The 22685-nt window shown below is 63.0% G+C and carries 23 protein-coding genes; 8 read left to right on the top strand and 15 right to left on the bottom strand.

The window, feature by feature from the left end:
- Window positions 1–142: 142 nt before the first annotated feature.
- Window positions 143–1849, bottom strand: a complete 1707-nt coding sequence (locus tag N8A98_RS12455) for a hybrid sensor histidine kinase/response regulator (protein ID WP_262171702.1) — start codon at window positions 1847–1849, stop codon at window positions 143–145.
- Window positions 1850–1890: 41 nt separating this feature from the next.
- On the opposite strand from N8A98_RS12455, the gene N8A98_RS12450 reads away from it, so the two are divergent.
- Both N8A98_RS12450 and N8A98_RS12445 read left to right on the top strand, forming a co-directional pair.
- Complete coding sequence (locus tag N8A98_RS12450; RefSeq protein WP_262171700.1) at window positions 1891–2511, top strand: response regulator; 621 nt, start codon at window positions 1891–1893, stop codon at window positions 2509–2511.
- Between the two features lie 154 nt (window positions 2512–2665).
- Window positions 2666–3289: a LysE family translocator gene (locus N8A98_RS12445; protein WP_262171698.1), complete on the top strand. Its 624-nt coding sequence runs from the start codon at window positions 2666–2668 to the stop codon at window positions 3287–3289.
- A 10-nt stretch (window positions 3290–3299) separates the two neighbouring features.
- Here the strand turns inward: N8A98_RS12445 and N8A98_RS12440 are convergent, their stop codons facing one another.
- The gene (locus tag N8A98_RS12440; RefSeq protein WP_262171696.1) at window positions 3300–6281 is read right to left on the bottom strand and encodes an AfsR/SARP family transcriptional regulator; all 2982 of its coding nucleotides are present in this window, start codon (window positions 6279–6281) and stop codon (window positions 3300–3302) included.
- Between the two features lie 366 nt (window positions 6282–6647).
- Here N8A98_RS12440 and N8A98_RS12435 point away from each other — a divergent pair, with 366 nt between their 5' ends.
- The 4 genes from N8A98_RS12435 to N8A98_RS12420 all read left to right on the top strand — a co-directional run bounded on the left by N8A98_RS12435 (window position 6648) and on the right by N8A98_RS12420 (window position 8769).
- Window positions 6648–7121 (top strand): hypothetical protein, encoded by a 474-nt coding sequence (locus N8A98_RS12435; protein WP_262171694.1) that lies wholly within the window; start codon window positions 6648–6650, stop codon window positions 7119–7121.
- Between the two features lie 146 nt (window positions 7122–7267).
- On the top strand, window positions 7268–7723 hold the full coding sequence (gene soxR, locus N8A98_RS12430) for a redox-sensitive transcriptional activator SoxR (RefSeq protein WP_262171692.1): 456 nt from the start codon (window positions 7268–7270) through the stop codon (window positions 7721–7723).
- The gene (locus N8A98_RS12425; protein ID WP_262171691.1) at window positions 7720–7926 is read left to right on the top strand and encodes a SlyX family protein; all 207 of its coding nucleotides are present in this window, start codon (window positions 7720–7722) and stop codon (window positions 7924–7926) included. The genes soxR and N8A98_RS12425 overlap by 4 nt, the downstream gene beginning before the upstream one ends.
- A 24-nt stretch (window positions 7927–7950) precedes the next feature.
- Complete coding sequence (locus N8A98_RS12420) at window positions 7951–8769, top strand: alpha/beta fold hydrolase (protein ID WP_262171689.1); 819 nt, start codon at window positions 7951–7953, stop codon at window positions 8767–8769.
- A gap of 101 nt (window positions 8770–8870) precedes the next feature.
- Here N8A98_RS12420 and N8A98_RS12415 read toward each other — a convergent pair whose 3' ends face one another.
- The 7 genes from N8A98_RS12415 to N8A98_RS12385 all read right to left on the bottom strand — a co-directional run bounded on the left by N8A98_RS12415 (window position 8871) and on the right by N8A98_RS12385 (window position 15762).
- Window positions 8871–9287 carry an SgcJ/EcaC family oxidoreductase gene (locus N8A98_RS12415; protein ID WP_262171688.1) on the bottom strand — a complete coding sequence of 139 codons (417 nt, stop codon included), beginning with the start codon at window positions 9285–9287 and terminating at the stop codon, window positions 8871–8873.
- A 122-nt stretch (window positions 9288–9409) separates the two neighbouring features.
- Window positions 9410–10837 carry an NAD(P)(+) transhydrogenase (Re/Si-specific) subunit beta gene (locus tag N8A98_RS12410; RefSeq protein WP_390888823.1) on the bottom strand — a complete coding sequence of 476 codons (1428 nt, stop codon included), beginning with the start codon at window positions 10835–10837 and terminating at the stop codon, window positions 9410–9412.
- A 4-nt stretch (window positions 10838–10841) separates the two neighbouring features.
- The gene (locus N8A98_RS12405; protein WP_262171686.1) at window positions 10842–11204 is read right to left on the bottom strand and encodes a proton-translocating transhydrogenase family protein; all 363 of its coding nucleotides are present in this window, start codon (window positions 11202–11204) and stop codon (window positions 10842–10844) included.
- Window positions 11205–12713 (bottom strand): Re/Si-specific NAD(P)(+) transhydrogenase subunit alpha, encoded by a 1509-nt coding sequence (locus N8A98_RS12400; protein WP_262171684.1) that lies wholly within the window; start codon window positions 12711–12713, stop codon window positions 11205–11207.
- A gap of 115 nt (window positions 12714–12828) precedes the next feature.
- Window positions 12829–13080 carry an aa3-type cytochrome c oxidase subunit IV gene (locus N8A98_RS12395; protein WP_113121245.1) on the bottom strand — a complete coding sequence of 84 codons (252 nt, stop codon included), beginning with the start codon at window positions 13078–13080 and terminating at the stop codon, window positions 12829–12831.
- 51 nt (window positions 13081–13131) lie between these two features.
- Window positions 13132–14937 carry a M3 family oligoendopeptidase gene (locus tag N8A98_RS12390; RefSeq protein ID WP_262171681.1) on the bottom strand — a complete coding sequence of 602 codons (1806 nt, stop codon included), beginning with the start codon at window positions 14935–14937 and terminating at the stop codon, window positions 13132–13134.
- Window positions 14938–15012: 75 nt separating this feature from the next.
- Complete coding sequence (locus N8A98_RS12385) at window positions 15013–15762, bottom strand: YbaY family lipoprotein (RefSeq protein WP_262171679.1); 750 nt, start codon at window positions 15760–15762, stop codon at window positions 15013–15015.
- 183 nt (window positions 15763–15945) lie between these two features.
- Between N8A98_RS12385 and N8A98_RS12380 the strand changes: the two genes are divergently transcribed.
- Entirely contained in the window at window positions 15946–17430 is a 1485-nt protein-coding gene (locus N8A98_RS12380) for a sigma-54-dependent transcriptional regulator (RefSeq protein WP_262171678.1), read from the top strand.
- A 10-nt stretch (window positions 17431–17440) separates the two neighbouring features.
- Window positions 17441–18490: a dipeptidase gene (locus N8A98_RS12375; protein ID WP_262171677.1), complete on the top strand. Its 1050-nt coding sequence runs from the start codon at window positions 17441–17443 to the stop codon at window positions 18488–18490.
- Here N8A98_RS12375 and pip read toward each other — a convergent pair.
- The 6 genes from pip to pqqA are packed head-to-tail and all read right to left on the bottom strand — an operon-like array spanning window position 18464 to window position 22684.
- The gene (pip, locus tag N8A98_RS12370; protein ID WP_262171675.1) at window positions 18464–19435 is read right to left on the bottom strand and encodes a prolyl aminopeptidase; all 972 of its coding nucleotides are present in this window, start codon (window positions 19433–19435) and stop codon (window positions 18464–18466) included. The two genes, N8A98_RS12375 and pip, sit on opposite strands and share 27 nt — an antisense overlap.
- Window positions 19432–20607 carry a pyrroloquinoline quinone biosynthesis protein PqqE gene (gene pqqE, locus N8A98_RS12365; RefSeq protein ID WP_262171674.1) on the bottom strand — a complete coding sequence of 392 codons (1176 nt, stop codon included), beginning with the start codon at window positions 20605–20607 and terminating at the stop codon, window positions 19432–19434. The genes pip and pqqE overlap by 4 nt, the downstream gene beginning before the upstream one ends.
- Window positions 20604–20891, bottom strand: coding sequence for a pyrroloquinoline quinone biosynthesis peptide chaperone PqqD (gene pqqD / locus N8A98_RS12360; protein WP_390888837.1), 288 nt, complete (start codon window positions 20889–20891; stop codon window positions 20604–20606). Before pqqD ends, pqqE begins: the two co-directional genes overlap by 4 nt.
- Before the next feature lie 32 nt (window positions 20892–20923).
- Complete coding sequence (gene pqqC / locus N8A98_RS12355; RefSeq protein ID WP_262171671.1) at window positions 20924–21688, bottom strand: pyrroloquinoline-quinone synthase PqqC; 765 nt, start codon at window positions 21686–21688, stop codon at window positions 20924–20926.
- On the bottom strand, window positions 21685–22578 hold the full coding sequence (pqqB, locus tag N8A98_RS12350; RefSeq protein ID WP_262171669.1) for a pyrroloquinoline quinone biosynthesis protein PqqB: 894 nt from the start codon (window positions 22576–22578) through the stop codon (window positions 21685–21687). Before pqqB ends, pqqC begins: the two co-directional genes overlap by 4 nt.
- Window positions 22579–22603: 25 nt before the next feature.
- Window positions 22604–22684, bottom strand: coding sequence for a pyrroloquinoline quinone precursor peptide PqqA (gene pqqA / locus N8A98_RS12345; protein WP_113121237.1), 81 nt, complete (start codon window positions 22682–22684; stop codon window positions 22604–22606).
- Window position 22685: the final 1 nt, after the last annotated feature.

Raw genomic sequence — 22685 nt, 5'->3', positions numbered from 1 at the left:
GGCCGAAGCCCTGGCGCGGCAAACCAATAGCGGAGGGGCGCCTGCGCGCCATGGACTGCCCCCAAGGATGACTTCTAGAAGCTGGAGGCGACCGATCAGATACGACCGATGCCGTATTTCGTGCCTGCGTCTGCGGCATTAGTTACCGAGAGCTTGCCTTTATGGCTTGCCTTAGCGCATCGGGATCGACCGGCTTGTGCAGCAGCTTATGCCCGCTGGCAGTGGCCTCGCGCAGGCGATCGGGCGCGGTGTCGCCGGTGAGGATGATGAGGGGCATGGTCCGCCCCAGATGGCGCCACACCGCCTCGGCGGCGGCAATGCCTGTGATGCCGTCGCCTAGCCGATAGTCAGTGATCAGCAGGTCCGGCGTGCCGCCATCCATAGTGGCGATAAGCCGCTCGGCCGAGATGCCGGCCCGTACGTGATGGCCCCACACTTCGAGCAGGTTGACCAGCCCGTCGAGAGCGTCCTGCTCATCATCGATCACGGCTATATTGAGCGGCGTGGCGCCCATGTCCTGCACGACATCCTGTTTCACCACACCGGGAACAGCGGCCGCAATGAGGATGGAAAATGCCGACCCCCTCCCCTCCTTCGAGCGCAAGTCGAGTGCGTGGCCCAAAAGACCAGCCGTGCGCCGCACGATGGAGAGGCCCAGCCCCAAGCCCTGTTTCTCCGCATTGGGAAGTTGCACGAATTCATCGAAAATCGCTTCGGTCTGGCCGGCGGGAATGCCCGCGCCGGTATCGAGCACCGCAATTTCGAACTGCCCCTTCCGACACCGCACACCCAGCAGCACTTTGCCTGTTTTGGTATAACGAAAGGCATTGGTCAGCAGATTGCCCAGAATGCGCCGGAGCAGAGCCGGATCGGTCTCGACCCAGCCCGTGCTGCCCACGACGCGCCAATCGAGCCCGCGCTCGCGGGCAATGTCGGCAAATTCGCCCTTGAGCTCGTCCAGCAAATGGGCGAGCGAAACCGGCTCCTTCTGCATTTTGACGACGCCCGCATCGAGCCGGGAAATATCGAGCAGGCCATTGAGCACGCCGCCGAAATTGCCGATTACCGCACGCAGGCGCCCGGCAATAATGCCGGCTTCGGCAGCAAGCACATCGCCGCGCTGCGCCGTGACGGACAGGGCCTCGACGAACAGACTCATGGCATGCACCGGCTGGCGCAGGTCGTGGCTGGCTGCGGCCAGAAAGCGGGATTTGGAGCGATCGGCGGCCTGGGCGCGATCGCGCTGCTGTTCGAGATCGCCGATCAGCGCCAGGTTTTCCGAGCGCAGCCGGACGGTCTCGGACAGCATGCGGAAGGTCTGGCGGCTATAATAGAGATTGACCGCGACGAGGCACAGGATGAAGAGCAGATAAATGCGGAAGATCTCGCCCTCGCCCAGCACGCATCTTATCGCCATGGGCAGCAGCATGAAGACGGCCGTGCCGGCATAGGCGGGTGGAAAGGCCGAGAGCGAGGGCACCGCGCCGCAGGCAAGGCCGGTCAGCACGATGCAGGTAAAAGCCGCCAGGTTTGGATCGCCAGGAATAAATCCCACCCAGCCGATCGCGCCCCACAGCGCGGCGGACGCCCAGGAAAAGGCCGTGGCCCGCCAGGCCCAGCGCAGGGCATCCTCTGCGGCTTCATGGCTAAAATAGAGCTTGGCCAAGACAATACGGGCGCCAGTCAGCAGATACATCGCGCCGATCCAGCCGATCAGCGCCGGCCCCGGCACCTCATTGCGGAACACATAAGCCACCGGCAGCGGAATGACGAAATTGGCGAACAGGATGGCATAGGATTGGCGGTAGAGCAGCGCGATAAGGGCTTCCCAAATGGGTCTTTCCTGCACGATCCTGCCCTCCGTTTCGTCCAACCATAGTCAGGCAGGCCATGATTCGCGCGCTGAAGGTCATCCTGGCCGATGATCACGCCATTGTTCGCGAAGGCCTCAAGCTGCTGCTCTCCACCATGGCGGGTGTCGATGTGGTGGGCGAAGCCGCCGACGCCGCTGCAGTGCTGGCGCAGCTTCTGGCAAATGACGCAGACCTGCTGGTGCTCGATCTGGGCATGCCGGGCATTGCCGGGGTGCAATTCATTCGCGATCTGCGGGGGGCTCATGCAAAGCTGCGCATCCTGGTGCTGACCGCCAATGTGGAGCCGCGCATGGTCACGGCGGCGCTCGAGGCGGGGGCCGATGGCTATCTGACCAAGCATGGCGACGCCGCCGAAATCGGCCTGGCCATTGCGGCCATGCGGGATGGCCGGCCCTATGTCAGCCCGGTGACGGGCGCCGCTTCCCAATCGCTGTCGCCTATTCCACTGACCCGGCGCGAGCGGGAAATTCTGGCGCTGATCGCCAATGGCACCACGACACCCGAGATTGCCGCCCGGCTGGGCATCAGCCCGCTGACAGCGCGCAAGCATCGGGAGAATTTGATGCGAAAACTGAACCTGCACAATGCGGCGGAGCTGACCGCCTATGCGGTGCGGTTGGGGTTGCCGGCCGGATAAACCGCGGCTCCCCAAAATGCTCCTGCCCTCCTTCACCCTTTCTTCACGACGAAACTCGACGCCCAACCGAAATACGACAGCCGGCGTATGCCACCAGCCACCCCGGCGCAGCTATTGACTGCTCCCAGGCGCAGCGACGCATTGGGGGAACGTCATGTTGGCGATCGAGCCGTGGATACCGTTTATCGTGGCGACAATGCTGTTTGCCTGCATGCCCGGGCCGGCCATTCTCTATATGACGGCGCAGACCTTGGCGCATGGCCGCCGGGCGGGCGTGATGGCGGCTTTGGGCATTCACGTCGGCTGCTATGTCCATATCATCGCTGCCGCGGTGGGGCTTGCGGCCATTCTCGAACATCTGCCCGGGCTTTATGCCGCCATCCGCCTATTGGGCGCGGCCTATCTGGTGTGGCTGGGCGTTTCCATGCTGCTGGGCCGGGCGCATGCCGGCGACCACGCCATTGCCGGCAATGGCGGCGCCATTTTCCGGCAGAGCGTCGTGGTGGAAATGCTCAATCCCAAGACCGCATTGTTCTTCCTGACCTTCCTGCCGCAATTCGTGAACCCATTGGCCGGCGTGCCGGTCAGCCTGCAATTTCTGGGCCTGGGAATGATCGTCAACCTGGCTTTGTCCATGGCCGATCTGGGCGCGGTGGGGCTTGCATCACTGATCTCCCGCCATCTGCCCCGACGCGGCGCAGGCAACCGGGTTTTGCCGGCGGTGAGCGGTTCGGTGCTGATCGGGCTTGGCGTCATGCTGGTCTGGCCGCCAATGTGATTTTTGCCTTTCACACCGGCCGCAGCATGCGACCGGCCTGGCTTGCCGCCTCGGCGGCCTGCAATTCAGTGAGCGTGGCACCCTCCTCCAGCAGCGCATTGAGCCGATAAGGCGTGAGGCGGCGGGCCAGCTCGTCGCTCAGCCGCTGATGCGTCACCTGCTCGGTCAATTCGCGGCTGGCCGTGCCCCTGGCATAAAAGGCGCTGGAAAAACCCAGCAGGCGCGCACCCAGATCCGCATCCCCGCTCAGCGTGGCGACCAGCGCCAGATGCTCGCCGGCGCGCACGATGGCACCGGACCACCCCAAGGCCCGCGCCTCGCGCAGGCTTTCGAACGCCGCCTGTGCGGCCTGCTCGACATTGCCGGCCGCCAGCAGATAGGAGGCCAGATTGGCGAGGCCGAGCGTGGCCTGGCGGCGATTATGGTCGCGGCCTTCCAGCATCAGGCGGACGCCATCAATGGCGTCCTCCACCTTCCCGGCGCCGAAATCGAGTTCAGCCAAAGCGATCTGTGCGCTGGCCGTGCCCCGAGAATCGCCCACGCTGCGGCAGACCGCCATAGAGCGGCCGATCAGCGTGCGCGCCGCGCTGAAATCGCCACCGAGATAGGCCGCGACCCCTTTGGAGCGCAGGCAATTGGCCAGCGGCTTGGTGGGCCCCAGCGGCTCCAATGCGGCCAGCGCGTCATCGAGATAAGGCAGCGATTTGGCAATCGTCTGCGGGGTGAGCAGCGCCGCACCAGCCCGCGCCAGCGCCTCGCCCAGATCGAGCGCCCGCCCGCTGGTGCGAAACAGCTGCACGGCCTGGTCGGCATAGGAAAACCCCGATTGATCGCCATGGGCACTATTGGAGGTACGCGCCAGGCACAGCCGCCCCACAATGGCCGGCGGCGTATCGGCCTGGCGATGGGCCATTGCCGTTTCCGTCCACCGCTTGCGCTCGCGGAACAGCGACAGCTCATCCCACAGCCGCATGCTGTGCCCGGCCAGTTCCACGCCCAATACGGCATCGCCATCGCTGCCAAAGGCCCATTCCAGCGAGGCACGCAGATTGTCGAGCTCGGGTTCATACCTTGCCAGCCAGGTCACCGTGGGGGTAGCCGGCCAGCTTTCGCCCGCATCGGCAAAACGGTGGATGAGATATTCGGTCAATTGGCGCTGCCGCCCCGGCTCGCCCTTTTCGCGCTGCTTGTCCATGGCATAGCGGCGCGTGGTTTCGAGCAGCCGGTAGCGCGGTTCGGCCTCGGACAGGTCTGCCGTCAGCAGCGATTTTTCGACCAGCGAGGAGAGCAGGTCGAACATGTCATGCTCACCCACCGGCGACCCGCCAATCACCCGGGCGGCCGAGGTCAGCGTACAGCCACCGGCAAACACCGAAAGCCGGCGCAGCAAGGTCTGCTCGACCGGCGGGAGCAGGTCATAGCTCCAGTCGAGCATGGTCTGCAGCGTGCGGTGGTGTGGCGGGGTGGCCTGGGCGGCGCCGCGCAGCGTCAGGAAGGATTCGCTGAGATTGGCGGCCAGCCAATCGGGCCGCATCATCTTGAGCCGCCCCACGGCCAGCTCGATGGCCAGTGGAATGCCATCGACCTGCCGGCAAATGCTGGCTACAGCAGGCGCAGTTGATGCATCGAGCACAAAGCCGTCGATGGTGGCAGCGGCGCGTTCGACGAACAATTGCACCGCGCTGTAATCAATGGCGGCGTCGGGCGTGATCACTTCGGTATCGGCGGGAAAGGCCAGCCGCGGCACGCGATAAAGGCTTTCCCCACCCACCGACAGGCTTTCGCGGCTGGTGGCAAGGATTGCGATAGACGGACAATTGCGCAGCAGAGCCTCGGCCAGCCGCGCCGAATTGGCCACCAGATGCTCGCAATTGTCAAAGATCAGCAGCGCTTCCTTCTGCGCCAGATAGGCGATGGCGCTTTCCACCGCCGGCCGGTCGCCGGCAACGGGCACACCCAGTGCACCGCACAGGGCCTCGCCCACCAGTTGCGGATCGGCAATGGAGGCAAATTCCACCAGCCAAATGCCATCGGCATAGGAACCCACCAGGCGAAAACCCGTATCGATGGCCAGCCGCGTCTTGCCGGCCCCGCCCGGTCCGGTCAGCGTCACCAGCCGATAGCGGCGCAGCCGGTCGAGCACTTCGCCCACTGCAGTATCGCGGCCCACCAAAGCATTCATCTGCCGGGGCAGGTTATGGGCCCGATGCGGCCGGAACTGTTCGTGGAGGAATGGCGCCGGTCCACCCAGTTCTGCCACCGGCTCGGCCGCCATCCGCAGCAGCGCCTTGGTTTCCGCCGATGGCTCGACCGACAATTCTCGCGCCAGGATGGCCCGGCAGCGCTGATATTGCCGCACCGCCATGGCGCGCTTGCCCCCCGCCAGCAGCGCCCGGATCAAGGCGCGGTGGCCTTCCTCGGCGAGCGGATCGACTTCGATGAGCCTGGTGGCCACCGGCTCGGCCTCGGCATGGCGCCCCGCCTGCGCATAGGCGCTCAGCAGCCATTCGAAGCGCTTGGTGGCAATCGCCCGCAATTCGGCGCGCCGTCCCTGCAGCCATTCCTGAGCCAGCGGATCGTGAATGCTGATGCCCTCGAGAAACTCCCCGCCATATTGGGCAACGGCCCGCTCCAACTCCTCGATCGGGCTATCGGGGGTACACCGGACCAAGAGGCCCACATCGGACTGAACGGCGCCGGGAGTAAAGGCCACCGTCTCGCGATCGATCCCTAGAATCTTATCGGCCAGCTCGGCCAGTTCTACCCGGATCACCGCCAGGGTCTGGCGCAGGCTTTGATGCGCCTGGGCCTCGCTGCGCTCGCTCCACAGCAGGGCGCCGATCTCTTCGCGGCTGCCGCTCTGGCCGCGCCGCAGCGCCAGCCAGGCCAGCAAAATCCGCGCGCGCTTGAGCTTGAACGCCAGCCGGCGCCCGTCATCGGCCCGCGCCTCGAACGGCCCCAGAAGACGGAGATAAAGATGCGGCGCGTCCATAAGCCGTTGCAATTCCTGCTACCAACTTGCAGCACGCTAGCAGAACCAAGAAAAAATCACGAGTAAATCACGCATCTACTTGGCCGGCATCACGACGCCATGACGTTGCCCCTCTATTTCATATATCGAGGGGCACGAAATACAGTGCTGTCCAAAGAAAAGTGGCTTCCAGTGTTGCCCTGGTTGTCCACCCATCGAGGGAGCGGCGCCTTTCCGCCGCACATGGGTGCTGCTTCCTCGACCTTTAGTTGACCGCCGCTAGCCCCCGCCTAACCAGCGGGGGCGCTTTTTTGTGGCCGAATCATCGATATGGTAAAACTTTCGTAAATATGTAACGATCCCCTCGGTCATCTCGGGGGAATGTCGATGGCGGAGCTGAACGTCCAACTGGCGCGCGCGGTCAAGACCAGCGCGGTCTATGATCTGGTTACTTGCCTGCCGCTCGCTTTGCCGGGCATTGCCGGGGTCTACCTGACCATTCTCGATACGCTCAATGGTGCGGTCGGACTGGGCGGCCATGTCGGCGACCTCTCCCCACTGGCCATAATGTTCATCAATTTCTTGGGCTCGCTGATCTCGATCTGGGCCGTGTTGCGGCTGATCAATCCCAGCTGGGCCAACGGGCTGACCGATGTGGTGGTCCGCGCCTTCTTCTCCATCGCCATGCTCAACGCCATTTTCAACGGTGTGCCGGGGCTGATCGGCGTGCTCTGGGTGTGCGAACTGGCCCTGCTGCTGGTCCAGGCCTATCTGGTGCACCGGGTCTGGCGTTCCGAACACGCCGCCGTGTTGCGTCCATCGGCTGCCCCCGGTTTCCAGGCCCACGCGCCGGCAGAATGATTTAGCGCATCGCGCTCACAACGAACCCATAGAGGGCCCGTCGCTCCCCACTCGGAGCGGCGGGTTTTTTACGTGCAGTGACGCGCTTGGCGGCAGCAGCCAAACATCCTAAAAGCTAAAGTAACATTGAGCTTTTGGAGGTCGCCATGGCTCTTGGCATGAGCGTGGGTGAAATTGCCGCGCGCAGTGGTGTGGCGGTGTCAGCGCTGCATTTCTACGAAAGCAAAGGGCTGATCCATGCCCATCGCACGCCGGGCAACCAGCGCCGCTACGATCGCGATGTGCTGCGGCGTCTCGGCATTATCCGCGTCGGCCAGGAATTGGGCATTCCGCTCGCCGAAATCGCCACCGCGCTGGCCGATCTGCCGCGCGACCACACCCCCAGCCGCGCCGATTGGTCGGTGATTGCCAGCGCCTGGGGCAAGGCTCTTGACCGCCGCATCGAAAGACTGCAGAGCCTGCGTGAAGGGCTCGACAGCTGCATTGGCTGCGGCTGCCTGTCGCTCGACCACTGCCCGCTACGCAACCCGCATGATCGGCTGGGCGCAGAGGGCAGCGGCCCCCGCCTGCTGCTCGACCCCGATGATGGAGATTCCCCATGAGCGATTTCGCCGAGCGGCTCGAGGCCCTGGAAACTCGCATCGCCTTCCAGGACCAGACCATCGAGGAACTCAACGCCACCATAACGGCGCAATGGCGGGTGATCGATGGACTGACGCGCAAGCTGACGACGCTGGAAGAGCAGATGCGCTCCGGTAGCCAGATTGCCGATCCCAGCACGGAAGCCCCGCCGCCGCATTACTGAGCCAATCGCACGGAGAGCCGACAGATGACGTTTACCGATGACGAGCTGATCGCCTTTGCCGAACACGGCGCAGCGCCTTTGCCTCCCGCCTTGGAACAGGGCCACCTGGCCCATGACGGCGCCCGCATCTGGTATTCGACATACGGCAGCGGCACCCCCGTGGTGCTGTTGCATGGCGGGCTCGGACATTCGGGCAATTGGGGCTATCAACTGCCCGCGCTGATCGAAGCCGGCTACCGGCCCATCCTCATCGACAGCCGCGGCCATGGCCGCAGTACCCGCGACGAGCGGCCCTATACCTATCACCTGATGGCATCCGACGTGCTTGCCGTGCTCGATCACCTGGGCATTGCCCGCGCCGCCATAATCGGCTGGAGCGATGGTGCGTGCATCGGCATGGTGCTGGGCCACCAGTCGCCCGAGCGCGTTGCCGGCGTGTTCTTTTTCGGCTGCAACATGGACCCCAGCGGCTCCAATGTGGAAGTCGCCGGCGGCCCCCTGCTCGAGCGCTGCTTTGGCCGCCACAGCAAGGATTATGCTGCTCTTTCGGCTACGCCCGACCAGTTCCAGAACTTTGTCAGTGCCGTCGGCCGTATGATGGCCAGCGAACCCAATTACACTGCGGCCGATCTCGCTGAGATCGCCGTTCCGGTCACCATCGTGCAAAGTGAGCACGACGAGTTCATCAAGCCCGAACACGCCCGTTATCTCGCGGACACCATTCCGGGCGCAAAGCTGGTCGAGCTAAAAGGCGTCAGCCATTTCGCACCGCTGCAGCGGCCGGATCTGTTCAACCGCGTGGTGTTGGAGTTTTTGGAGTCGGTAACGGGTACCCCCTCCTAGTCTCCCCTGACAGGGGAGGGACCGCCCTGGTGGTTAGAACGCGATCCAGTTCCAAGCGTGGAGATACCCCCCAAGGGGAGCCCAGGTAGGGCTACTCCGGTCTACGAGGCAACGATCGTATTCTGCCCCGCCACGATCCTCCAGCCGTCAATCTCCAGCCCGATCACGTATAGCGCTGCGCCATGGCCGCCATCGATGGCTATTCCATCCGCATCCGTCGGAGTCTGGTCGACGCCAACCGCGAGCAGATCAGGTCGGAGGGCGACAATGGATGCTATCTCGTAGCGCGCGTAGCTGTCCTTGAGCCTCGAGATGACAGAGTGACCGAATTCCGCAACGGCCGCCCGGCCCAATAGTCGCCTTCCCATCGCATTGGTCCAGACCGTGTTTTCGGAATAGCACGCGGCCAAGGCATCGGGATTATGCGCATTGAACGCGGCCTCAAGGCTACGCACCACCTGCTCGACGGCGTTGCGATGCCAGCTATCGGCAAAACTGGCGGCATGTTCGTTCATCATCTTGCTCCTCTTGGGTGAGGAAACTGCCTACAACCTCAAGTAAAGTTGAGGTCAAGCGGGCAAGCAAAGAAAAAGCCCGCCGAAGCGGGCTTGGTTTTGGTTACCGAAAGAGGTGTCGCCCCCTAGTGCCCCAGTGCCTTGACGATATCCTCGGTCACCTTCTTGGCATCACCGAACAGCATCATGGTGTTGTCGCGGAAGAACAATTCGTTCTGCACCCCGGCATAGCCCGCCGCCATGCCGCGCTTGATGAACAGCACGGTGCCGGCATCTTCGACATTGAGTACGGGCATGCCGTAGATGGGCGAAGTCTTGTCGGTCTTGGCGGCCGGGTTGGTCACGTCATTGGCGCCGATGACGAAGGCGACGTCGGACTGGGCGAATTCGGAATTGATATCTTCCAGCTCGAACACTTCGTCATAGGGCACATTGGCTTCCGCCAGCAGTACATTCATATGCCCCGGCATGCGGCCGGCCACCGGATGGATGGCGTATTTGACGGTGACGCCTTCCTTTTTGAGCAGGTCGGCCATTTCGCGCAAAGCATGCTGGGCCTGGGCCACGGCCATGCCATAGCCGGGCACGATGATAACCTTGCCGGCGTTTTTCATGAGGAACGCCGCATCGTCAGCAGCGCCCTGCTTGACCGGGCGATCATCCTCGGCAGCAGAGGCCGCGGCGCTGCTATCGGCACCAAACCCGCCCAGGATCACCGAAATGAAGCTGCGGTTCATCGCCTTGCACATGATGTAGGAGAGGATCGCGCCGGACGAGCCCACCAAGGCGCCGGTGATGATCAGCGCGGTATTGCCCAGTGTGAAGCCAATGCCGGCGGCGGCCCAGCCCGAATAGGAATTGAGCATCGAGACCACGACGGGCATGTCGGCGCCGCCAATGGGGATGATCATCAACCCGCCCAGCACCAAAGCCAGGATCGTGGTGAGCCAGAACAGCCAGGGATTGCCGGTGACCACAAAGGCCCAGACCAGCCCAATCAGCACCAGACCCAGCACGATATGGAGGGCATGGCGAGCCGGCAGCAGGATGGGCTTGCCGCTCATATTGCCATTGAGCTTGGCAAAGGCGATGACCGAGCCGGTGAAGGTGAAGGCGCCGATGGCAACACCCAGGCTCATTTCGATCAGCGCCTGCGCATGGATCGCCCCGGCCAGGCCCGTGAGCGGGTCGATATCGACAATGCCGAAGGCCTCAGGCGCATAGAGCGCCGCGGCAGCCACAAAGACTGCGGCCAGGCCCACCAGCGAGTGGAAGGCCGCGACCAGCTGCGGCATGTCCGTCATTTTGATGGTGCGGGCCATATAGGCGCCGATGCCACCACCAAGGGCGATGCCGCCGATGATGAGCAGCCAGCTCACCCAATCGGAGGGCGCAGCCAATGCCAGCGTGGTGACAATGGCAATGCCCATGCCGATCATGCCGAAACGGTTACCCTGCTGGGCCGAACGGGGATTGGACAGACCCCGCAGCGCCAGGATGAACAGCACCCCGGCAACGAGATAGAGCAGGGCTGCGATATCTGCAGAGATCATCGGCTCAACCCTTTTTCTTGTACATGGCCAGCATGCGCTGGGTGACGAGGAACCCGCCAAAAATATTCACGCTGGCAAACACCAGTGCGATGAAGCCGAACAGCTTGGACACCCAGCTGGCATCAGCCGCCAGATGCACGCCCACTGCCAGCAATGCGCCCACCACGATGACCGAGGAAATCGCATTGGTAACGCTCATCAGCGGGGTGTGCAGAGCCGGGGTAACCGACCAGACCACGAAATAGCCAACGAAGATCGCCAGCACGAAAATGGCCAGGCGGAAGGTGAAGGGATCGATCGCCCCGCCCAGCGCGCCATGCGCCACGGCCGCAATCACATCGGCGCTTTGTTCTGCCGTCGCTTCCATTTACTTGGCCCCCTTTGGAGTGGTCGGCTTCTTGGCCGCCGCAGGTTTTTTCGCTGCTGCCGGCGCCTTGGCAATTGCCGGCTTTTTGACCTCGGCCGGTTTGACCGCAGCCGGCTTTTTCGCCGCCGGTTTCTTGGCCGGCGCAGCAGCGGCTGCGGCGGCGTCGATCACGGCAGCGGCTTTCTTGGTCGCGGCACGCTTGGCCGGGGTCGGCGCAGGCTCGGCGGCAGAAGGAATGGATTGTTCAACGCCGGGCGCCGCCTTGTTGGGCGCATCAGCCATGGCGGCGACAACTGCCTTTTTGGCAGCAGGCTTTTTGGCGGGCGCGGCCTTGGCCGGAGCCTTCGCAGCCGCTACCGGCTTTGCCTCGGTCGCCGGAGCGGTGGCAAAGCTTGGATGCACCACGGCGCCATCGCGGGTCAGCACGGTAGCCTTGACCAGTTCGTCATCCCAATTGATCGCCAGTGCCTTTTCCTTGGCGTCGATCAGCGTGGTGACAAAGGCCAAGAGATTACGCGCATAAAGCTGGCTGGCCGTGGTGGGAATGCGGCCCTGCATATTGGTGTAACCGATGATAACAACGCCATTATGCTCGATAACCCGCCCCGGCACTGTCAATTCGACATTGCCACCGCGCTCGGCGGCCAGATCGACAATCACCGAACCGGGGGCCATGGATTCCACCATCGCCTTGGTGATCAGCCGCGGCGCGGGACGCCCCGGGATCAGCGCGGTGGTGATGACGATATCCTGCTTGGCGATATGGCTGGCGGTCAGTTCCGCCTGCTTGGCCTGATATTCGGCCGACATCTGCTTGGCATAGCCGCCGGCGGTTTCGGCCTGCTTGAATTCCTCGTCCTCGACGGCGACGAACTTGCCGCCCAGGCTTTCCACCTGCTCCTTGGCCGCCGGACGTACATCGGTGGCCGAAACCACCGCGCCCAGCCGCTTGGCGGTGGCGATGGCCTGCAGCCCCGCAACCCCTGCCCCCATGACAAAGGCTTTGGCCGGCCGCACCGTGCCGGCGGCGGTCATCATCATGGGGAGCGCGCGATCGAACTGCGCGGCGGCTTCGATGACGCCCTGATATCCGGCTAGGTTCGCCTGGCTGGAGAGGATATCCATCACCTGCGCGCGGGTAATACGCGGCATGAATTCCATGGCAATGGCAGTAACGCCCGCCTTGGCCAGAGCCGCCACGTCCTTGTCATTGCCATAGGGATCGAGCGCCCCAATCACCAGGGCGCCCTTGGCCACGCCAGCGAGCGTTGAAGCAGCAGGCCGTCGCACGGTCAGCACGATTTCGGCGCCCTTGAGGGCCGCATCGGCGCTGGCCGCTATCGTGGCGCCAGCGGCGACATAATCGGCATCGAGAATGCGCGAGCCCAGGCCCGCCCCTTTCTCCACCGTCACGCTGCCGCCCAGACCCACGAGCTTGCCGACGGTTTCCGGCGTAGCCGCGACGCGGTTCTCGCCTTCAAAACGTTCACGGACGATGGCGATCTTCATGCACTACCTCCTGCGGCGGCAATGCACCTAGCGTGCACTGCGGCATGCCGACGACGTGCGGCCGGGCCATGGCCCGACGCGCTGCTGACCCGAAGCGGCACCTGCCGCAGGGCTGCTATTTCTTGGATATCTCGCTCAACACGCCCACCACTGGCGGCACGACGAAAGAGGCGAGCACCAACACCAGGCCCAGCACCGGCTGGCCGGCGATCACGGCGAAATAGAGCCCCACCATCAGGATGGCGATGCCCATGATGGTATACTTGGTCACCGTGACAAAGCCGCTATAGGTGGCCTCGTGCTGGGCATAGTCCATCGGGGATTCTTCGCGCAGGGGCGGAAGCGGTTCGTGCTTGCTGGCTGCCATTCTCGTCCTCAATAATTCGCGTCGTCTCAAAGTCTTTGCGCCACCGGCGCCTTATGGGCTGGTCGCTTCCAGCTCGTCGATCAATCCTTCGATCATCGACAGACCCAGCGACCAGAATTTGGGGTCCTTCGCGTCGAGCCCGAAGGGGGCCAGCAACTCGGAATGGTGCTTGCTCCCGCCGGCCTTGAGCAGTTCGAAATAGCGCTCCGCAAAGCCCTCACCGGCCTTCTCATACTGCGCGTAAAGCGAGTTCACAAGGCAGTCCCCGAACGCATAGGCGTAGACATAGAAGGGGGAGTGGATGAAGTGCGGAATATAGGCCCAGAAGATGTCATAGCCTTCATTGGCAATGATGGCGTCGCCGAGGGATTCCGCCTGCACGTCCAGCCAGATCTGGTTGATCTCTTCGGTGCGCAATTCCCCCTGCCGGCGGGCGGTGTGGACGCGCCGCTCGAAGGTGTAGAAGGCGATCTGCCGCACCACCGTATTGAGCATATCCTCGACCTTTGAGGACAGCAGCGCAAAGCGCTGCTTGGGGTCGGTGGTCTTGTCGAGCAGCGAGCGGAAGGTCAGCATTTCGCCGAAGACCGAGGCGGTCTCGGCCAGAGTGAGCGGAGTATTGGACAGGATCGGGCCCTGCGCCGCGGCCAGCCGCTGGTGTACGCCATGGCCCAATTCATGGGCCAGCGTCATGATATCGCGCGAGCGGCCCATATAATTGAGCATCAAATAGGGATGGGCGCTGGGCACGGTGGGATGGGCAAAGGCGCCCGAAAGCTTGCCTTCGGCCACCGGCGCATCGATCCAGCCCGAATTGAAAAACGGCTTGGCGACTTCGGCCAGTTCGGGCGAGAACTTGCCATAGGCTTCGAGCACGGTGGAGACGGCGCTGTCCCAATCCCAGGTGCGCTCGTCGCTGGTCGGCAGCGGCGCATTGCGGTCCCAGGCATTGAGCTTGTCCTTGCCGAACCACTTGGCCTTCATCTTGTAATAGCGGTGGCTGAGCTTGGGATAGGCGTCGGTCACCGCCTTTTGCAGTGCATCGACCACTTCGCGTTCCACCGAATTGGCCATGTGTCTGGAATCGGCGATATCCTCGTAGCCGCGCCAGCGATCGGAGATTTCCTTGTCCTTGGCCAGCACATTGGTGATGTGAGTGAAGAGCCGCGCATTGTCCTTGAGCGTCTTGCCCAAAGCCTTAAAGGCGGCTTCGCGCTTCTTCTCGTCCTTTTCGGACAGCAGATGCAGCGTTGATTCCATATTGAGAATCTCGCCATCCACTTGGAATTGCAGGCTCGACAGCGTCTCGTCGAACAGCCGGTTCCAGGCCGAATAGGCGGTGACCGATTTGTCGTGGAACAGCTCTTCGAGCTTGTCATCGAGCTGATAGGGCTTGGCCTTGCGCAATTCGGCAAACCAGGTGCGGTAGCGCGCCAGCTCCGCATCGCTAGCGAAGGCGGCTTCCAGATCCGCGTCTTCGATGCGGTTCAGTTCGAGTTCGAAGAACAGCACTTTGGTGGAGAGATTGGTCAGCGCCTCATTGGTATCACCCATGAACTTGGCGCGATCCGGATCGGTCGATTTCTGCGCATATTGCAGGAAGGAGAACGAGCCGATGCGGCCGCTGATATCGCCCAGTTGTTCGCTGGCCTTGATCGCCTCGACCAGCTTGCCCGCCTTGGTCAGCTCGACCAGCTTGCCCTTATAGGTCGCCTCAAATTGCGTCGCGAGCGCCTTGGCCTCGTCCAGCGCCGCAGCAAATTCCTTGCTGTCCTTGCCCGGATAAAGATCGCTCAGGTCCCATACCGGCAGCGTGCCGAATTGATTGTGGCCCTTCTGGCTCTTGGTTTCGGTCATGGCGTGCTCTCTCCGGCTGGTCCAATTGCGCGCGGACCTTAGCCAGCGAGGACGGCGATTGGAAGGGCAGCGCGCTCAAATCCGGGCGAGAACCATGATGTCATTACCAGCTGCATCGAACAGGATCAGCTTGCCGCGGGCATTGTCGAGGCGGTAGCTCGCCACCCGCCTCAGCGCATCGAGGAATTTGCCCTCCTGGTCCATGATGGCCGGGGCGCAGGCCATCTCGGTCGAAAACAGATCGCCAAAGCTGAGCGCCGAACCATCAATGCTGGCCTTGCCACCAAAACGGTTGCAGCCAGCCATACCGCTCACCTGCCCATCGGGCGCCAGCTCCAGCACGGTCTGCAGATTATCGATCACCCCACCGCCATCAATGTCCTCGGCCAGCCAGCGCCCTTCCGGCCAGCCGTCGCTGGCCGCGGAAATAGCCTCGGCAACCCGCTCGACCAGGATTTCGGTGGCGTCGGGGCCCGAGCCGAACACGCTGTTATGCGTGGTCGAGATAAAGAGCAGCTTGTCGCCCTCGGTGATGCGGGCAGACACCGAATAGCGGTGGCCGGACACGATCGCGTCGGGATCATAGGCAATGGCATAGGCATACGGCGGCGACTTGCCGCTGGCCACGGTCTCCCCCAGCACCTTGGCGGGAGCGTCGGCCAGCGAGGTGTCGAGCAATTGCACACTGACCTTAGCGGTATCGGGCAGCATGATGCGCTCGCGAAAGAACACCGTGCCGCTGAGGACAGCGCCGTCGGCCATTGCGGGGCCGGACAGGGTGAGGGCGATGATCGTTGCCAGCGCTGCGAAGATTCTGAGGACCATAATGCCTTCTCGTTTGGTTTAGGGCGATCCTAGCGAGCGGTGGTCGGGTCGTCCATCGGAGTGCCACTCCGATGCCATTCCCCCAAAATCCCACACAGTTAATCCCCTCTTAAACCCCTTGGCCCATCTTCTTCCCAAAACGGCACACCAGATTCGCGTGCCGGGACCAAGCCTGAGGTAAGTATGACGCGTGTTCTCGTTGTCGACGATGATCCGGTGCAGCTGCGGCTCACCGCCGAAATCGCCAACCGCGCCGGCTTCAAGCCGCTGACCGCCACGGGCGGCGAGCAGGCGCTGGCCATTCTGCGCGAGGATCGCAATATCGGCGCCATGATCCTTGATCTGGTCATGCCTGATCTCGATGGCATGGCGGTGATGGAGGCGATGCGCCGCGAGCGGCTGACCACGCCCGTCATCATCCAGACCGCCAATGCATCGCTCGAAACCGTCATTTCGGCCATGCGCCAGGGCGCGGCGGACTATTTCGTCAAGCCGGTATCACCCGAGCGGCTGGTCATTTCGCTGCGCAATGCCATGAAGCTCGATACGCTCGAAGCCGCCATCCGCGCCGAACATGCCCGCAAGGCTGGCACTTTCACCGCCGCCGACATGATCGCCAAGGCGCCCGCCATGGGTCGGGTGCTCACGCTCTGCGCCAAGGCCGCCAAATCGACCATTCCCGTGCTGATCGAAGGCGAAACCGGAGTCGGCAAGGAATTGGTTGCCCGCATCATCCAGGGCTCGGGTGACCGCGCCGGCAAGCCGTTCATCACCGTCAATTGCGGGGCCATTCCGCCTAATCTCGTCGAATCCGTATTGTTCGGGCATAAGAAAGGCGCCTTTACCGGCGCCATCGCCGACCAGCCGGGCAAGTTTGCCGAAGCCCATAATGGCACGCTGTTTCTCGACGAAATCGGGGAACTGCCGCCCGACACCCAGGTCAAATTGCTGCGCGCCCTGCAGGACGGGGAAATCGAGCCGGTCGGCGCCAGCCGCACCGAGCGGGTCAATGTCCGTGTCATCTCGGCCACCAATCGGCGGCTGCTCAATCTCGCCAAATCCGGCGAGTTCCGCGAAGACCTCTACTACCGCCTCAACGTCTTCCCTATTTATGTGCCGCCGCTGCGCGAGCGCATGGAGGATGTGCCGGCACTGGTTTCCATGTTCATCGCCCGCTTCTCGGCCGAAGCCGGCAAGCGCGTATTGGGGCTCTCCCCCGTGGCGCTTGATTTGCTGCTCGGCTATGACTGGCCGGGCAATGTGCGGCAGCTGGAAAACGCGGTTTATCGCGCCATTGTGCTCAGCGACGGCGCCTTCCTCGAAACCGTCGATTTTCCCCAGATCGTCGCCCAATCCGCCGGCCGCGAAACCGCTTTGTCCGATATCGAAACCGTGCCGGTACCCGCCGCGCCGACCCATATCGACACTGCAACCGCCCGCCAGCGGGCCTTCGAGGAACAACCCGCCGCGCCCGACCGCTTCCTCGATGCCTCGGGCGAAATCGCCGCTTTGGCGCAAATCGAGCGCGCCGCCATCGTCTTTGCCATCGAGCATCATGGCGGGCGCATGTCGCGCGTCGCCCGCGCCCTCAAGATTGGCCGCTCCACCCTCTACCGCAAGCTGCACGAATATGGTCTGGCTGAGGAATTGATCAACGACGCAGCATGACGGCAGGGTAATGAGCGAGCCTATTCCGGTCTTTGATGGCCATAACGACATTCTGGGCCATCTGGCGACGTCCGACGTCGCCGATCCGGTGCAAGCCTTCCTCACCGGCTCCTTCCCCAGCCATATCGACCTGATCAAGGCCAAGACCGGCGGCTTTGCCGGGGGCATATTCGCCGTGTTCTGTCCCTCGCCCAAAAAGCCCGATGGCGCGCTACCCCCAGGCATGGCCTTCGATATGGCGCCGCTGCCGCTGGACCTCGTTCCCGCTCAGGCCATGGCGATCCAACAGGTCAGCCTGCTCTATCGGTTGGAAGCCGCTGGCGCCCTCGCCGTCTGCCGCAACACGACTGAGATCAAGGCGGCCATGGCGCGGGGCAAAATCGCCGCCGTGCTGCATATCGAGGGCGTCGAGGCGATCGATGCCGATCTGCAATTTCTCGATGTGCTCTATGCCGCCGGCCTGCGCTCGCTCGGCCCGGTCTGGAGCCGGGACAATATTTTTGGGCATGGCGTGCCGTTCAATTTCCCCGGCTCGCCCGATACCGGCCCGGGCCTGACCGAAGCCGGCAAGCGCCTCGTCGCCGCCTGCAACCGGCTTGGCGTATTGATCGACCTATCCCACATCACCGAAAAGGGCTTTTGGGACGTGGCTGAGCTGTCCAGCGCACCGCTGGTCGCCACCCATTCCAATGTTCATGCCATTTGCGCCAATCCGCGCAATCTCACCGCCGACCAGCTCAAGGCGATCCGCGACAGCAACGGCATGGTGGGGCTCAACTTCGCCACCGGCTTCCTGCGGCCTGACGGCGCGTGGCGACCGGATACCGGACTAGACGTCATGCTGCGGCATCTCGATGCAATGATCGAGGCAGTTGGCGAGACGCGCGTGGGCCTGGGCTCGGACTTCGACGGGGCCATGCTGCCGGCGGCGATTGGCTCGTCGGCTGGGCTGCCGGTGTTGATCGAGGCCCTGCAACAGCACGGGTATAATGATGCGCTGGTGCAGCGGCTGGCGCATGGGAATTGGCTGGACCTATTGGCGCGGGTGATTGATCGCTAGAGCATCGATCCCCGCCACCACGGCCTCACTCACCCCCGGCTCCGACATGGCGTGCCCTGCCCCTTCCACCAGCACAATCTCCGCATTCCCCCATGCCTTTGCCAGTGCATACGACATCGCGGGCGGACAGAGCAGGTCAAACTGCCCCTGCACGATCACCCCCGGGATAGGCTTGAGCCGCCCTGCCCCAGCCAGCAATTGGCCGGGCGCCAGGAACGATCCCTGCGCAAAATAATGGGCTTCCATAAATGCAGTCGACGGCAACCGGCTGCCGTTTTGGACATCATCCAGATCAAGCCGCCTCGTACCCGGTCGAGCCTCGGAGAGCACTCGTTCAGTATCATGCCAGGCGCGAGCGGCGGGGCCGTGGATTGCCGGATCGGGATCAAGGATGCGACGAAAATAGGCGTCCAGCGGAGTGCCGCGCTCGTCGGGCGTAAGGACGCTGAGGAAGTCCTCGTAAAGCCCCGGATGGAACGTTCGGAGCCCCGTGCCAAACGCCCAATCCAGCTCGGCCCGCGTTCCCAGAAACGTCGCGCGCAGCACGATGCCGCTGACGCGCTCGGGATGGGCTTGCGCATAGGCGAGGCCCAGCGTTGCGCCCCAGCTGCCGCCTACGACCAGCCAGCGCTCGATCCCCAGCGCAGTCCGCACAAGCTCCATATCGGCGATCAGATGCTGAATGGTGTTGTGCTCCCGCGAATGCGCCGGCTGGCTGCGCCCCGCCCCGCGCTGGTCGAACAGCACCGCGCGAAACCGGCTGGGATCGAACAGCCGCCGGTGCGAAGGCTGGCAACCGCTGCCCGGCCCGCCATGCAGATAGACGGCGGGAATGCCATCGGCCCGGCCCACCGTCTCGACATAAAGGCTATGCCCGTCGCCAACATCGAGCATCTGGCTGGTGAGCGGCGCGAAGGGATCACCCCCGCCGTCGGGTGGCGTCATGGCAGCTCCGGCTCCAGCGTGCCACCGGAAAAATTGCGATAGATGAAGCGGTCGCCGCCCTCGCTGGATTCCTGCTCGGCCGTCTTGAAAATGCTCTCATGCAAGGGCGAGAGATGGCAGGCCGGATCGGTATTGCCGGCGCTGCCGGTCAAGGCGAATGCCTGGCAGCGGCAGCCGCCATAATCGATCTCCTTGAAGGCGCAGCTCTGACACGGCTCGGGCATCCAGCCGGTGCCGCGATAGCGATTGAAGGCATCCGAGTTCTGCCAGATCCAGGCAATGGAGTGGTTGGAGCGCACCGATTCAAATTCGAGTTCGGTAATGGTCTCGGCGGCGTGGCACGGCAGGATTTTGCCCGAGGGCGTGATGTTGAAAAACTGCCGCCCCCAGCCACCCATGCACTTCTTGGGGCGCAGGGCATAATAGTCGGGCACCACGAAATCGATGTCGAGAATACCGCGCAGCCGCACGCGTTCTTCCTCGACAATGGCTGTCGCCTCGTCGATCTGCTCGATCGTGGGCATCAAAGCAGCGCGGTTCTTCAGCGCCCAGCCATAATATTGCACATTGGCCACCTCGATGCGGTCGGCATCGAGTTGCACCGCCAGCGCAATCATGTCGCGCAGCTCATGCAGGTTCTGCCGATGCATCACCGCATTGACGGTGAGCGGCAGGCCCAGTTCGCGCGACCATTGCGCCACGTCGAGCTTTTTGGCATGGCCATTCTTGAAGCCGCCAATGCGATTGGCCAGCGCCGGATCATTGGCTTGAAAGCTGATCTGGATATGCGCCAGCCCCGCATCGGCAATTTCGGTGAGGCGCTCCTTGGTGATCAGCACCGCCGAGGTGATCAGATTGGTATAGAGGCCCAGATCATTGGCATGGCGCACCAGCTCCACCAAATCCTTGCGCACGCTGGGTTCGCCGCCGGAAAAATGCACCTGCAACACGCCGATTTCGGCCAGTTCGGTCAGCACTTTTTTCCACTCATCGGTGGTTAGCTCATTGCCCGCCCGCTCCATCTCCACGGGGTTGGAGCAATAGCCGCATTGCAGCGGGCAGCGATGGGTCATTTCCAGCAGCACCGCCAGCGGAATGCCATAGGCCTGCGCGACGGACTGGCCTTCCAGAATGGCAAGGCCATCATTGGCATCGCTCAGTGTCGGGCTCATGGCTTTGCCGCCTCGACCAGAAAGCCCGAATCCGCCAGGTCCTGCAGCATGGCGATAATGTCGCCGGCAATTTCCTCGCGCGGGGCAGTGTAGATATCAGCCAGATGGTCGGCAATGTCAGCGACGCTGCGCTGCCCGTCGCAGAGCTTGAGCACTTCGACGGCAATCTCGTCGGGCGCCATCACCCGCTCAGGCACCAGCAGCACCCAGCGTTGACGGGTTTCATCGAGCCGCAATTTGGTGCCGCGCGCCAGGGTGGGCACGCTGGCTTCGCTGACGCTCATGCGGCGGCGGGTGGCCGGGGCGATATAATCACTCATGATTGAGCCGGCACGAAAGCGCCGGGCGGCACATGCCCCTCGACATAGGCGTGATAAAGCGCGTCGAGCTGCACCCAGAGCACATTAGTCTTGAAGATCAGCGCATTGCACACCGCCTGCCGCTCGGCGGGGGTCTTGGCATTGGCCTTGACGTAATCGAGCGCGAAATTGGCGTCGCGCGGCGCCTGTTCCAGCCGCCGCTTGAAATAGGTCATGACGCCCGGATTGATGAAGTCGTAATGCTCCAGCATGCCCGAAATCCGCTCTTCATGCAGATTGGGCGCGAAGAGTTCGGTGAGGGACGAGGCGATGGCTTCGAGCGGACTACGGTCCCTGACGAAGTGGATATAGGCATCCACCGCAAAGCGCGTGGCCGGCAGAATGCCCTCGGCAGATTCGACATAGTCATTGTCGAGCCCCAGGCCCGAGGTCAGTTGCAGCCAGCGCTCGATACCGCCTTCGCTCCCCACATCGCCATCATGATCCTCGATGCGGTGGCGCCACTCGATACGGGTCGCGCGGTCGCGGAAGCGCGAGATGACGACGGCGTCTTTCAGCGGGATCGAGCTTTGATAATAATAGCGATTGAGCGCCCAGGCCTGCACCTGGCCCTTGTTGAGCTTGCCGCCATGCAGCAGGTGATGGAAGGGGTGCAGATTGTGGTAGCGGGTCGCGCCAATGGCGCGCAGCTGCGCTTCCAGATCGTCCGCACTATCGAGCACCGCATCGGACGCGACCGAAAAAGCTGTCATTGCTGTCAAAGCGTCATCTCCATCCCATCGGCAGGAATGATCCATCCTGCTTGTTCTGCTTGCAGCCGCTCGGGCGCATCGCGCCGCCAGGCCGGGTTCGAATTGTTGATATGCAGGAAGACCTTGCGACCGATCCCCAGATCAGCGAGCGCTGGCATAGCCACATCCATGGCAATATGGCCCATGCGCTGCCCGGTTTTTTGCCCGAGGCCCAAGGCGATCAACTCATCGTCGCGCCATAGCGTGCCGTCGAAGAACACCAGATCCGCCCCAGCCAGCTTTTCGGCCACTTCGGGCGTGACAGCAGCACAAGCGGCGAGGAAGACCAGTACCTTGCCATTGCGCGTGATGCGCAGGCCCAGCGTGTCACCTTCGTCATTTTCGGCAACGCCTTCGAGATAAAGCGCGGTTTTGCCCGGCGCGATGAAGGGCTCAATCAGCAACCCCGAGCCCGAGCCATCAGGCAGCGTGGGCTCGAACGCCACGCCGGTTTCGATGGCAATGCGCGTCACCTTCTCCGTGTTGAGCGCATTGAAAATGCTGTTGGCCCGCAAAATCTCCTGCACGCGCTGATGCGCGTAAAGTGTAAAGGGCGAGCCCTCGCGCAGCGACAACAGGCCCGTAACAGCATCGACCTCGCCATTGGTCAGGATAACCGCGGCAATCGGACTGTGCCTGAGGGCACGCGGATGCAGCATCGGCGTATCGATGATTTGCTGGCGCAGATCGGGCGACGCATTGATCAAAAACCAATGCTCGCCATTCCCGCTTATGGCGATGGAAGCCTGGCTCGCGCGCAAGCCCGGCTCGCGTCGTGCTGTAAGGCAATTGTCGCATCCGCAATTCCATTGCGGCAGGCCCCCGCCTGCCGCGGAGCCCAGAATGACTATTTTGATCATGTCGGCGTCCGCGGCAGGCCGGTCCCTACTTGCGCGTGGCGCAAGCGTACATGTTGATTTCCATGCTGACGGGAACTTCAACGATGGTTGGTTTCTTCCAGGCCATT

The sequence above is a fragment of the Devosia neptuniae genome (assembly GCF_025452235.1).
Classification (GTDB): domain Bacteria; phylum Pseudomonadota; class Alphaproteobacteria; order Rhizobiales; family Devosiaceae; genus Devosia.
This window is presented reverse-complemented; position numbering and strand designations above follow the sequence as displayed.